Below are 13,343 nucleotides of genomic sequence, written 5' to 3'. Positions count from 1 at the left end.
TCCTCCCCGCGCTAAAGCGACGGGGATTCCAAGCTACCGAAAGTTTTACTTGAGAAACTCGGCATCTTCTTTGAGATGCCGGGTTTCAGCGTTGATTCGATCGCTACAAAAAACGGTCTTGTTCTGACGTATCTCTTGACAGAAAGCCTAATATGGACCAAAATAGAGTTATATTCTAGAAGTTACTTTAAAAATCGATTTTTTCGCCGCTCGCGGCGTTTTTTTAGTCTTGACTTCGGTAAATTTTGGGGATATTATATTGTTAATCTAAGATAATGGAATTGTGCCAACTAAGTTGATTTTTTAGTCAATAGTCAAACGATCGAACAGCGAGAAAAGTCCTGTCCGAGGGAGACCGTCAAATATCTCTTGACAGAGAGCCTAATATAGACCAAAATAGAGTTATATTCTAGAAGTTACTTTAAAAATCGATTTTTTCGCCGCTCGCGGCGTTTTTTTAGTCTTGACTTCGGTAAATTTTGGGGATATTATATTGTTAATCTAAGATAATGGAATTGTGCCAACTAAGTTGATTTTTTAGTCAATAGTCAAACGATCGAACAGCGAGAAAAGTCCTGTCCGAGGGAGAAGTTGCGGCGCGAGATCCCGGGGATCTGGAGTATCACCCGTGAATCACCCGTGAATTAACCCGGTTGAAAAGGGTAGTCATCTGTATGGAGAGATAGACAGATCGATCGCCCCATACAGACAAACCGATGAATTCTACACAAAACTCCTTATTTCTCGATCCGACACTTCAACCGACGCCCCAAGCCCAACCCAAAACGCCGACGCCCCCCCCAAACTTAGCCATCAAAGAAAAACTGCAATCGACGATTGGCGTGCGGGGAGACTTTCAACTTCCCTGCATGCCGACGATGCGGGAACAGTACGTCAAACTGATTCGGGGGTTTTTAAAAGTATTAGGACAAAACCCGACATCGGGGGAAATCCAAGCAATCGAACGGCAACTGGCGAAAAAACTGGCAGAGGGGTTCGAGGAATCGCCCCAGGCGTATTTAACCGTAACCTATCAATTAGCGCGTCCCGAAGTGGGGTTGTCGGGGGGTATTGCCTTGAATATCACCATCAACAGCCAACCCAGCGAGGGGCAACCGTCGTTTTCCGTGGCGAAATCCTCGCGATTCGGTCGCTATCCCGACGCCAAAGCCATGTCGATCGCCGCAGAATTAGGAAAAGCGATTCAAGTTCCCGTGTTGGATATCGGGGCGGGAATCGGCCGGAATAGCTTACCCTTAGCCAAACGGGGTCATCCCGTCGATGCAATTCCCTCGAACCCGCAGGCGAGGAAACAACTGATGGAGTTGGCGCAGTCGCGGGGATTGGCGGTGAAAGTTTTAGAAAATGACGTACTCGATCGATCCGCCTTATCAGCGACATATCAGTTAGCGATCGCCTCAGAAGTGTTACCCCATTTACGGGGGATCGATCGAATGCGGCAGTTTTTCCAACAAACCGCGTCCGTCTTGCAACCCGGCGGCGTCTTGTTAGTGGCGGCGTTCCTCACCAAAGGGGATTACCAACCCGAAGCGAAAGTGCGGGAGTTGTCAGAAGCCTTGGGCTGTTACCTTTTAACCGAAGAAGACTTAAAAGGGTCGATCGAATCCTTACCGCTTCAACTCATTAGCAACGAGTCCGTCGTGACTTACGAATCCCAACATCTACCCAACGAAGCCTGGCCGCCGTCCGATAAATTCCTCAACTGGGCGACAGGACGAGAATTATTTCCTACCTTAACCAATCCTCCCGTCGAGTTGCGCTGGCTGCAACTGCGGCGAATTTGACATCCTCTCCCAGCAACCCGTTCCGGGTATGCTGGGAGATTCCTTGGGTTGCCCCACTAATAGAGTCTGACGGTATTCCAGGCGAAAGACTCCAAAAAAGGAATTAAACGCCGATTCCCGTCGGACAAGTCACGTTCGTTCCCCCCAAACCGCAATAGCCGTTAGGATTTTTCGCCAAATACTGTTGGTGATAGTCCTCAGCATAGTAAAACTCGGGAGCCTCGAGAATTTCCGTCGTAATCTCACCGTATCCCGCCTTTTTCAGTTCCGTCTGATAAACATTGCGGGAGGCTTCCGCTTGTCCGCGTTGCGCCTCCGAATAGCAGTAGATACCCGAACGGTACTGAGTTCCCACATCGTTACCCTGCCGCATTCCCTGCGTCGGATCGTGACTTTCCCAGAAAGTTTTCAACAGCATCTCGTAATCGATTTTTTCAGGATCGTAGACGACGCGCACCACCTCGTTATGTCCCGTCATCCCAGTACAAACTTCCTGGTAGGTGGGGTTGGGAGTATAACCCGCCGCATACCCCACCGCCGTCGAATACACGCCATCGAGTTGCCAAAAGCGGCGTTCGGCGCCCCAAAAGCAACCCATCCCGAACATCGCCAGTTTCATCCCGTCGGGATAGGGAGGTGTCAAGGGCGTTTTGAGAACGAAGTGTTTCTCAGGGACGGGCATTGACGTATCCCGTCCGGGGAGTGCCTCTTGAGGTTTGGGCAGGCTGAGTTTTTTACCGAATCCAAAGAAAACCATAGTTTCGATCGCGTGTCTCTTGTATCTCCTTTACATTATCGGACGAGAAGAGGAGAGGGGGAGATGGGGAGAGAGGGAAAATACATTGTCGGTGCTTGACGATCGATCGGTCTCCCGTTCGACAGCCGATTTTTCAAGTCACTCCCCCTGCGAACTGTTCACTGTTCGCTGTTCGCTTCAGATAGGGAGACAAACTCTTCATCGAGTTCCGGTTGGTCTGGTTCAGTCCCTTGGTTCGAGTTCCTGGCGTCGATCGCTGGAAGCCAGATTTTTTCCACCTCGGGGGTAAAACCGAGCCACTGCTTCGACAAATCGGCAAAAGATTGAGAACAACCACTGACGCAAAAGCGCGTTTTCGGCGTCGGCGACATCCCCTCCTCGTTGGATTCCCCCGAGGCTGCCAATCCTAATAAATCTAACTCTCGTGCGGCGGCGGCCACCACGTACTCGGCAGGATCGATTAACGAAACCGTTTCCGGTAGAAGCGTCCGCAACACCGGTTCGAGGTGGGGATAGTGGGTGCAACCGTACACCAGCGTATCGATGCGGTGTTTGAGCAAGGGTTGGAGGTACTTCGAGACGATTTGACGGGTTTGGGGATGATGAATGCGGTTGCCTTCGACGATCGGCACGAATTCCGGACAGCCCACTTCCCAAACGTGAGCTGAGGGGTTGGTTTCCAACACCGCTTGACGGTAGGCGCCACTTTTGGCCGTGGCGGGGGTGGCGATGACGCCGATGCGCTTGCCTCGCCGGACTGCCGCTCTCGCCCCCGGTAAAATCAACCCCAAAATGGGGAAATTGAACTCGTGGCGTACCGTTTCTAAGGCGAGCGCCGAACTGGTGTTGCAGGCGACAACGGCCATTTTGACCTGACAGTTAGCCATCCAGGTGAGGATTTCTCGCACGAACCGCAAAATCTCCTCGGGCGATCGCGTACCGTAGGGCAACCGGGCGGTATCCCCGAAATACAAAACCGACTCGTGAGGCAGTTGTCGGTATGCAGCCCGCAGTACGGTCAAGCCGCCGACGCCGCTATCGAAAATCCCGATCGAGCGAGTGTTGTTGGTCATGGTGTTTTAAATACCGATGTTAGCGGAGGAACAGGGACGCGGATCGATCGCGAGGCGTCGGCAAGCCGTTCTCGCCACAGAAACCGCCGTTACTGACACAGAGGACCGGGACAGTACTGGTTGACGTACTGCAAAATCCCCCGCGCGATGGCTTGGGCCAGCAATTCGCGATACTGAGCGTCGGACAGACGCGGCGCGTCGTAAGCCCCCGTGACGAAACCGAGTTCCACTAACACCGCTGGCATATCCGTATTTCGCAGTACGTAAAAGCGAGCGGTTCGCACGCCGCGATCGGGGCCGCCCGTGGCTTGGAGGAGGTTTTGATGGATGGTGGCAGCGAGATCGCCTCCCGTTTGGTAATAGTAGGTTTCAATGCCGTTAACGTCGGGACGGCTCATGCTGATGGCGTTGGCGTGAATGCTGACGAACAAGTTGGCGTTGAGGCGGTTGGCTAACTGAACACGGGGTTCGAGTTCGACGGTACGGTTGTCCTCTCGAGTTAAGACGGCAGCCACGCCGTTTTCCTCCAACAAGTCCGCGATGCGATGGGACATGGGATTGACGATATCGATTTCGCTGAGACCGCCAATGCCCACAGCGCCGGGGTCGCTGCCGCCATGGCCGGGGTCGATGACCACCACCACTTGACCTTGAGGAATTTGGGGTACATCGTCCCAAGAAGAAGTGGTGTTGCGGCGGTTGGCGACGGGTAAGGGGGCGGACTCGATGCTGTAGGGTTCGAGTTCGAGGGACAGCATTTGCGTGCTGGGTTGGTTGATGCCGTTGACCGATACTTGGGGGGCGGGCATGACGCGCAACATCACGGTTTCGGGGTCGGCCTGTTCGGCACGTACCCAGGAAATGGACGCGCTGTCGCGGGCGCTGGGGACGCGAAAGCCCGAGGCGAGGCGGGCATTGCGAATTTCAATTTGGTAGGCCAGAGTTCGACGATCCCAGTAGCCCACGGCTTGAATGTCGCCGTCGGCGCGGACTAACAGGCGGTTGCCGTCAACGGTAATTTCTATGGCTTCGATAACGGAGGTTTGTCGGTTGCGTTGAACCTGTCTCGGTCGGTTTTCCTGTCGGTCGTCCGCGTCTCGATCGAATCGATTTTCACCTCGGAGAAAGTCGCCGACAGGGATAGGGGCATCTTGAGAATCGCGGCCTTCGGCGATGGAAGTCGGCGTCGAAGACGATAGCGATTTGAGATCCCAGGTGGCGCGATCGACGGTTTGCGATCGCGCCACCGCACCGAATTCGGAAACCATGAGCATACTTGCGAGACTTGGGAGCAACCAGTGAACTCTGACCATATTTCTCCTTACAAACAGGATCGTCGTGTGAGACGAGGGCATCTTAAACATCGCCGATTTTTCCCGAACTGTTTCGCCCGACGAACCGATCGACAAACTGGCTTGAAAAATAGCACAAAAACTTCACCCAGAGTAGGGTGAAGCTCTGGGATACGGCGATCGAAAAGGGGAGTTTCCATCGTTTTACGGTCGCGCGATCGCTGTTACCGGACATCGACGCACCGTTGAATCCAATCGAGAATCGCACGGTTGACTAGGTCGGGGCGTTCGTCGTGAACGCAATGACCGCCGCGATCGAACTTCAATAATTCTAAAGTCGGATTGACCGCTTGAAATTGCTGGGGACGGGCGAGTTTCGGCGGCACCATGCGATCGTCTTCCGCCCACATTAACAAGCCCGGAATCTCTAAACCTCCCAGGGACTCGACCACGTCGGGACAGAATTCTACCTCGCTGGAGGCGCGAGCCAGACGACAGAACGCCCCCGATGCCCCGCGATCGAAAGCTGGCGGCGCGAATACCTCCACCGGGTCCTCCGGTACGGAACCGCTGTCGGCGTAGGCGAACCGCGCCCAAGGCCGCAGTCGCTCCGGATGGCGAATCCAGTAAAAAATCGGTTTGAGTAAGACTGGAGAGGAAAACAAGCGTTCGATCGCCCCCACCAGCGGCCGTAACGGCGGCGGTAACACCTGACGCCGTAACGCCGGGTCGGGGAGCGTAATCAACACCATGCCCCGCACGGCCTCCGGGTAGCGTTGCGCCAGCGTGACCACGGACAGGGAGCCGATGGAGTGACCTACCCACACAGCGGGACGGGCGATCGTTTGTTGCCAAAACTCGTAAGCTTGCTCGGCCCACAGCTCCACGCTGTAACGAGTTGGAGCTTTTTCGGCCGCGCCAAACCCCAGTAAATCTAAGGCGTATACCGGATGGCGATCGCTCAACGGCCCCAGGTTGTAACGCCAGTGGTCGATCGAACCGCCGAACCCGTGGAGCAATACCAGCGGCATCGGCGACGACGACGCCGCCCTCGGACGCGCGACGGCGTAGCGGGTTTGCCATCCGCGCCAAATCCAATCGCGCTGCTGGGGAACGTCGAGATTAGAAGTCAAAGCGGTGATGGGAGCGTCCTCTCGATCGAAATGTCGTATTCCCCCATTGTAGGCGATCCCACCTGGCCTTTCACCCCCGACCGCAGCCGGAGATCGACAGGCAATTTGAGAATTTACATTAAATCTAGATACGATCGAAAATATTCCGAGTAGAATATCAATACGACTGTTCTCGATCTCTGACACACATTTACTGAACTACAGACCTATCGAGCCAATAAATCAAACCAATTCATATGCCTGCAATCGGAAGAAGACGACAACGGGATTTACCCCAAATCAACGAGCGAATCCGCTTTCCCAAAATTCGAGCCATCGATACCGAGGGAGAGCAACTCGGCATCATGCCCCCCGCCGAAGCCCTGAAAATCGCTGAAGAAAAAGACCTCGATCTCGTCTTGGTCAGCGATAAAGCCGATCCGCCAGTCTGTCGGATCATGGACTACGGCAAATATAAGTTCGAGCAAGAGAAACGCTCTAAGGAAGCCAAGAAAAAGCAGCACTCTTCCGAACTCAAGGAAGTGAAGATGCGCTACAAAATCGAAGATCACGATTATCAGGTGCGCGTCAAGCAGGCGATGCGCTTCCTCAAAGCGGGAGATAAGGTCAAAGCTACGGTCATGTTCCGAGGCCGGGAAATCCAACACACCGATCTCGCTCAACAGTTGCTCGAACGCTTGGCCAAAGACTTAACGGACTTGGCGGAAGTTCAACAACGACCTAAACGGGAAGGCCGTAGCATGATGATGCTGCTGTCGCCTAAGAAATCGACATAGTTCGTTGGGGAAGGGGCGGCGTTCGCTCGAATCGGTCGCCCAGCAAGTCCTCAGACGAACGCGATCGTCGAGTCCGATCGAGGGAAGCGCCTAACCGCCGAAGGGATCTCAGCGTCGCCTCCGACCGAAAGACCCTCCTGTGGCTGCAATCCCAAAGGCCAGAAGCGTTTGTCAGCGCACATTTCTTGTTAACCTGAACTTAAGCCGTTCGCGCCAAGGCGTAACGGACTTTTTTCGCCGAAGTGGGTGGCGCGATGCCCGTTGGCCGCAGAGCCAGAGTGAGTCTCGCTCCCCAAGGACTGACCCGGACGATCGACGCTGCATGGAACTGAAAAACTGGCAATTCAACCAAGGTGGCTGGGGACAGCGGGTGCTGCAATGGGTGAACCTGCGCCCGGAAGAAGGCGAACGGACTCTACTGATGTTCGCCTTTTACACGGCCACGTCGATCGGACTGCTCTGGCTCGAAGCGGTCACCTATGGCTTGTTTCTGGATAAATACGGTGCCGAATCCCTGACGATTATTTACATCGCTAGTTCGGCGATCGGTTCGGGGCTGGGATTTTTCTATTCCTGGCTGCAAGAGGTTTTACCCATGCGACGGGCGATCGTGGCCATCGCCCTGCTCATGGCTCTCCCCCTCGTCTTGTTCCGAGTCGGCCTGGAACTGCCGCTGCTGTTCGGGATTACGGTCTTTTCGATGCGGCTGTGGATCGATGGGGCCTATATCCTTAACGACCTCAATACCTCGATCACAGCCAACCAACTCTTCAATATTCGCGAAATTAAGCGAACTTACCCCATCATTAGCAGCGGCATCCTCTTGGCCGACGTGATTAGTGGGTTCTCGCTGCCCGTCCTCATCTCCCGCGTGGGGCTGAGAAACGTCACCTTGATGGCCTGCTTCATGCTGGTCGTGGGGGCGTTTCTGCTGTTTTACCTCAGCGAAAACTACCGCCAAGCTTTCCCCGATGCCAGTCGCCGCACGGAGGAAGAAGACCCCTCCGATTACGCCACCCGCCGCTTCCAAGGACCGCTGCGAACTTACGTCTGGCTGCTGGTGACGTTCTTCGTCTTGGTGGAAATTCTCTATGTCCTCATCGAGTTCCAGTTTTACAGCGAACTGGAATTGCAATTTCAAGGGGGGGGCGTGGATTTAGCCAACGGAATCGCCAGCTTCGTCGGTATTTTTAACGGGATTCTGGGGATTTTTGAGTTGCTCACTCAGTGGTTCGCCTCCAGTCGCGTGGTGGAACGGATGGGGGTGTTTCGCGCTGGGTCGATCTTGCCGATGCTGGTGGTGCTGATTGGCGCGATTTCCCTCTCTAGTGCTTTGGGAGGCTGGTTCGACCTGTTCCTCGGGGTCATCGCCATTAAGTTCGTTGACGAACTGTTTCATTACACCCTCATTGAAGGGACGGGGCCGGTACTGTTTCAACCCCTGCCGGAATCTCAGCGCAATAATATGCAAGCTCTCGTGAATGGGGTGGCGGAACCGGTGGCCACGGGGGTGGCGGGTTTGGTCATGTGGGCGCTGATTTGGGGCGGACGCCGCTTTTTGGGGAAAGACCAGTGGCAAGCTCTGCAAAGCCCGGTTTTTGTGTTCTTGGTGGTGTTGGTGGCCATGGCCTGGATTGCCATCATTTTGTTGATGCGATCGCGCTATGTGGGGTTGCTCGTCTCGAGTGCGGAACGGGGACGCTTGGGCGTCTCTGATGTGGATTTGCGGGTTCTGAAACGGTCGGTGGTGGAAACGCTGGAAAAACCTACGTCCGATGCCGACAAACGCTCTTGTGTGGAACTGCTGGCGCAAATCGACCCGAAAAATGTCGGGGAAGTGTTGGCGCCGCTGCTGGCCGGCTTGTCGCCAGCGTTGCAGCGCCAGAGTTTGGAGGTGATGCTGGAACATCCGAAGGCGGAGTATTTGCCCCAGGTGCGGGGGCTGATCGATCGCCCTCAACCGCCGGAAGTGTTAGCCTTGGCGTTGCGCTATGTCTGGTTGACGGAACGCACGCCGGATATGCGACAGTTACGCCCCTATCTGCGACCGGAAGTCGACCCGGTGGTTCGCGCCACGGCGGCTTCGCTGATTTTGCGGAAGGGAAATCGGGAACAGAAGGCGGAAGCGACGAACGCGCTGCGGCGGATGTTAACTCACAAGCAGGAACGGGAACGGGTTATGGGAACCCGCGCTTTGGGAGAGGCGGATTTTCTGCAAGGGTTGCGACTGTACGTCCCCAATTTGCTGCAAGATGAATCGCTGCGGGTGCGCTGTGCGCTGTTGGAGGTCATCGCTTCGACCCATTTGGAGGAGTACTATCCGTCTCTGTTGCGGGGACTGTCCTATAAATCGACGCGAGACGCGGCGATGCAGGCGTTGGTACGGTTGGATAATGAGGTACTCGATCGCCTGGTGGCGTTGGCTGAAGATGTTCACAAACCCGATTTGGTGCGGATGTACGCTTGGAGTACCATCGCCGAAATCGGGACGGTGGAAGCGATCGATGTTTTGGTGTCCCATTTGATGACGGCTTGGGGAACTAACCGCCGCAATATCCTGCGAATTTTGTTGAAAATGCCCGAAGAACGGGGCATTGAAGGGGTTCTCGATCGCCTGGGACGGCGCGGGGTGGAAATCCTCATCGACCAAGAGTTGATGTTTATGGGACAGTTATACGCGGCGTTGGTGGATTTGCCGGAGGTGGAGATCCCCCCGGACGAACCGGAGGCGGTGGCGACTCGTCCGCGCACGAACGGTCACGTGAGTTTGACGGCGGATTACGCCATCGAACTGCTGCGCCGCGCGTTGCAAGATTTGCAAACGGACAGCGTGGAACGGCTGTTTTTGTTGATGAAGTTTTTGTATCCCCTCAGTTCGATTCAGGCGGCGGCGTTTAACCTCAAATCGGGATCGCGATCGTATATGGCGCGAGGGTTGGAGATTCTCGACAACACCATCGATATTCCCAGTAAGCGATCGCTGTTGAGCGTTCTCGATCGCCAAGGGGATGCGGAAAAACTGCAAAATCTTTCGGAATTGGTGGACTATCAACCGATGTCCCCCAGCGATCGCCTGCGGTTTTTGCTGGAATTGCGCCTGTTCCTGTCAGACTGGCCCCTGGCTTGCTGCTTCCACGTGGCCCGGGTGGCGCGGTGGAGTATCGGCGCCGACCAGACTTTGGCGGGTTTGCGACATCCGACGGGATTCGTGCGGGAAGCGGTTTTGGCCTATTTGGAGGTGGCCTCGCCCCGCGCCCTGTTAGAATTACTCCCGAAACTGCAAAACGATCCCGATCCCCTCGTGGCGGCTCAAGTTCGGGAATTGATGGAGCGGTTTGGGTTGAGTTCGTCTAAGGCTTAGCTAAATTGAAAGGGTAAAATTAGAAAGCGGTAAGCCTCGGATATCGCTCCATCGAAACGGAAACGCGCGTTTCCGTTCGCGGTGTCTGTTTTGGCTCCCTACTCTTCGTTTCCTTTCTGCCCCATGCTTACCAGTGTCGATCGCTTGTTGTTCGTGCGAGGCGTCCCCATTTTTAAAGAGCTTCGGGACGACTTTCTCGTGCGTTTGGCTTCGGTGATGGACGAGTTGTCCTTTCCTGTCAACCATACAATTTTTACGGAGGGGCAGGAAGGTCGATCGCTGTATATCGTCGTCTCGGGTGTGGTGCGGGTGCATATTGGCGATCGAGACCTGGCGCGACTGTCTCAGGGCGCCTGTTTCGGGGAAATGTCCCTCTTCGACGCGGAACCGCGATCGGCCTCCGTCACTACCTGCGACCCCTGTGAGTGCTTGATGTTGACGCAACAGCAACTCTACGACGCCATCGACGAAACGCCGGGAATCGCCATTAATATTATTCGCCTGTTGTCCCGCCGCACGCGGGAACTCAACCAGAAACTCAATTTGCAAGAGGCGCGGTTGCAAGATGCTAGACAAAGAGACGCGGAACTCCGTAATCTGGGGTCGTAGTTTGCTGCCCTCGTCATGAATTCTTCTGCTTCCGTCATGTCTTCTACTCGTTCTGTGCCGTCGGTCGCCCTGCGGGGGGCGATTTTCGATATGGACGGCGTGTTAACTGATACGATCGAGTTTCACTATCAAACTTGGCAACGACTGGCCGATGAGGAGGGAATTCCGTTCGATCGCCAAGCTAACGAGGCGCTACGAGGCTTGTCGCGACGGGATTCGCTGCTGCGGATGCTCGACGGACGCAGGCTGCCGGAAGAGACGATTCAAACCCTGTTAGACCGCAAAAATCAGTATTTTCGCGAGTTCGTGGAGACGATGACTTCCGAACATCTGTTACCGGGGGTGCGATCGTTCCTCGATGAGGTTCGCGCGGCTGGGATTAAAACGGCGGTGGCCTCCGCCAGTCAGAACGTTTACGCTGTCATCGAACAGTTGGGAATTGCTGAGGATATCGACACCATTACCAATGTTTACTGTGTCGATCGCCCTAAACCTGCCCCGGATGTCTTTTTACACGCCGCCGAACAGTTGGGACTCTCTCCCCAAGACTGCGTGGTGTTCGAGGATGCTGAGTCCGGCGTCGAAGCCGCTTTGGCCGCGAAAATGCGCGTCGTGGGACTCGGACCGGCGGAACGGGTGGGGGCCGCCCATTGGGTGCTTCCCGGTTTGGATGGGTTGCATTGGTCGGACGTCACCGCGAAATTTGTTGATCGCTAAATTGAGTCGATCTGGGTATTGACATTTACTTATAAATATGGTAAAGACGAGATGGGGACTTTCCCAGGCGAGTCCCCATCCCAGACCCTCTGTGTTCTCTGTGTCTCTGTGGTGGCTAAACTCGTCGTTCTAGAGCTAATCGGCAACTCCATCGATGGAGGGTTCGACTCCATCCTCGAAATCGGCGAGGCGGGAGAACGACCGCAGTTGAGAGAACGGGGGAAACTGCCCGCCAACCCCGCCCTACAAGCGCAATTGCAAGCGTGGCAAGACGCCTACAGCCGTTTGGGCCCCCAGAGGCGTCTCAAACCCAAATCCATCGAATACCGCAACGCCCGCGATCGCTGTCGAGACGCCGCCGCCGAACTCGAACGTCAGTTTCAAAAGTGGCTGGCGTCAGAGAGTTTCCGCGAGATCGATCGCCGCTTGCGAGAAACCCTCAATCCCGGCGACGAAATTCGTTTGGCGATCGCCAGCGACCAGTCAGAATTAAGAAAACTCCCGTGGCATCTGTGGGATTTTTGCCGCCGCTACCCGAACATCGAAGCCACCTTCGCGCCGCTGACAGGCATTGCACCGATGGCGTCGCCGCAGTCCGATCGAGACCCCACATTGAAAATCTTGGCAATTTTGGGCAATGACGAAGGCATCGATATCGAGAGCGATCGCCGTTTTCTCGAAAGCCTAGCGGGGGCAGAGGTGACGTTTCTCGTGTCGCCCCAACGACAAGCCATCCACGATCGACTATGGGAAAAACACTGGGACATCATCTTTTTTGCCGGACATAGCGAAACCCGCGAAGGCGAAGGATTTCTGGCGGCGTTTTCTCGGGGAAAGGGATTTCACGCCTCTGTGCGAGAAGCCAGAGAACGGTTGCAGGGCATGGAAGATCGCTTTCCCTGCAACCGTTGGCTTCCGGCGATCGTGCAGCATCCCAATGCGACGCCTCCGGTGTGGCGGCGTTCGCCTCTGACGCGGTATCGGCTTCCGGGGGGGAAACTATGGCGGAAAATCGCGGCGACGGCGGCGGTGGCGGGGGTGGCGATCGCTCTCAACGGATGGGGACGAAATACCCTGGGGGGTTGGTTGCATCGCCAGGGATGGAATCACTATCGCGCAGAACGACAAGACGCCGCTGAGGATTGGTGGCGCTGGACCTTGCGCGTCGATCCCCAGCGACGGGCGACATTGTTGATGTTGGGACATCTCTACGAACGGGCGGGGGACGAAGCGGCGGCGGAAGAGTTGTACCAACAGGCGGCGCGGCGCGGTTTACCTGTAGCGTATCGCAAGTTGGCGCAGTTGAGGCTGCGGCGTGGGGGCGATGTCAGTACAGCGGTGGTATGGGCGGAACAGGGGTTGGCGTTGTTGGATGAAGGGATTCCGGCGGAGAAGTCGGGGCGGGAAGAACTGTTGACAACTCTGGCTTGGGCGCGATGCCGTCAGGGTTCGACGGCGGAAGCCACGACGCTGCTGGAGGAGGTGTTGGCGTCTCCGAAGGAGGTGGTGGCGGCGCGGTGTTTGTACGGGGCGATTTGGAGCGATCGCGGGTTTCCCGAGGAGGCGAGGGCGTTTTGGCAAGTTTGCGCGGCGGAGGCGAACCCCCTCGACCCGGACGAGGAACGCTGGCGAGAACGGGCGTTACGGGAGTTGGCGCAACGGTGACGGTTTAATTTTGTCGTTTTAATTTTGTCGTTTTAATTTTGTCGTTTTAATTTTGTCGTTCGCACGAACGACATAAATCTCTCGAAATCCTGCGTTGGAATGGGTACTGGTCACTTAAGGTGGCAAGTCTCGAAAGCTTCTTAGAGAAAGCATTT

At 55.5% G+C, this 13,343-nt stretch carries 10 protein-coding genes; 6 read left to right on the top strand and 4 right to left on the bottom strand.

Going from position 1 to position 13,343, the window contains the following annotated elements; translation table 11 throughout:
• Positions 1–716 precede the first annotated feature (716 nt).
• A complete protein-coding gene (locus tag ACP5D4_RS18365) occupies positions 717–1,805 on the top strand; it encodes a class I SAM-dependent methyltransferase (protein ID WP_428013068.1) in 1,089 nt (362 codons plus the stop codon).
• A gap of 103 nt (positions 1,806–1,908) precedes the next feature.
• Here the strand turns inward: ACP5D4_RS18365 and msrA are convergent, their stop codons facing one another.
• The 4 genes from msrA to ACP5D4_RS18345 all read right to left on the bottom strand — a co-directional run bounded on the left by msrA (position 1,909) and on the right by ACP5D4_RS18345 (position 6,060).
• On the bottom strand, positions 1,909–2,562 hold the full coding sequence (msrA, locus tag ACP5D4_RS18360; RefSeq protein ID WP_428013067.1) for a peptide-methionine (S)-S-oxide reductase MsrA: 654 nt from the start codon (positions 2,560–2,562) through the stop codon (positions 1,909–1,911).
• A gap of 158 nt (positions 2,563–2,720) precedes the next feature.
• The gene (gene murI, locus ACP5D4_RS18355; protein ID WP_428013066.1) at positions 2,721–3,635 is read right to left on the bottom strand and encodes a glutamate racemase; all 915 of its coding nucleotides are present in this window, start codon (positions 3,633–3,635) and stop codon (positions 2,721–2,723) included.
• 89 nt (positions 3,636–3,724) lie between these two features.
• A complete protein-coding gene (locus ACP5D4_RS18350; protein ID WP_428013065.1) occupies positions 3,725–4,903 on the bottom strand; it encodes an N-acetylmuramoyl-L-alanine amidase family protein in 1,179 nt (392 codons plus the stop codon).
• A gap of 248 nt (positions 4,904–5,151) precedes the next feature.
• Positions 5,152–6,060 (bottom strand): alpha/beta fold hydrolase, encoded by a 909-nt coding sequence (locus ACP5D4_RS18345; protein ID WP_428013064.1) that lies wholly within the window; start codon positions 6,058–6,060, stop codon positions 5,152–5,154.
• Between the two features lie 236 nt (positions 6,061–6,296).
• Here ACP5D4_RS18345 and infC point away from each other — a divergent pair, with 236 nt between their 5' ends.
• The 5 genes from infC to ACP5D4_RS18320 all read left to right on the top strand — a co-directional run bounded on the left by infC (position 6,297) and on the right by ACP5D4_RS18320 (position 13,188).
• A complete protein-coding gene (infC, locus tag ACP5D4_RS18340; protein WP_428013063.1) occupies positions 6,297–6,836 on the top strand; it encodes a translation initiation factor IF-3 in 540 nt (179 codons plus the stop codon).
• Positions 6,837–7,158: 322 nt separating this feature from the next.
• Positions 7,159–10,197 carry an MFS transporter gene (locus ACP5D4_RS18335; RefSeq protein ID WP_428013062.1) on the top strand — a complete coding sequence of 1,013 codons (3,039 nt, stop codon included), beginning with the start codon at positions 7,159–7,161 and terminating at the stop codon, positions 10,195–10,197.
• 123 nt (positions 10,198–10,320) lie between these two features.
• Complete coding sequence (locus tag ACP5D4_RS18330) at positions 10,321–10,806, top strand: Crp/Fnr family transcriptional regulator (RefSeq protein WP_428013061.1); 486 nt, start codon at positions 10,321–10,323, stop codon at positions 10,804–10,806.
• Between the two features lie 15 nt (positions 10,807–10,821).
• Positions 10,822–11,523 (top strand): beta-phosphoglucomutase, encoded by a 702-nt coding sequence (gene pgmB / locus ACP5D4_RS18325; protein ID WP_428013060.1) that lies wholly within the window; start codon positions 10,822–10,824, stop codon positions 11,521–11,523.
• Positions 11,524–11,634: 111 nt separating this feature from the next.
• Positions 11,635–13,188, top strand: a complete 1,554-nt coding sequence (locus ACP5D4_RS18320; RefSeq protein ID WP_428013059.1) for a tetratricopeptide repeat protein — start codon at positions 11,635–11,637, stop codon at positions 13,186–13,188.
• The last annotated feature ends 155 nt before the right edge of the window (positions 13,189–13,343 follow it).

This window comes from Baaleninema sp. (assembly GCF_049974805.1).
Lineage (GTDB): Bacteria > Cyanobacteriota > Cyanobacteriia > Cyanobacteriales > Geitlerinemataceae > Baaleninema.
Note: the sequence above shows the minus strand (reverse complement) of the source record. Positions and strands in the feature narration are given on the sequence as shown.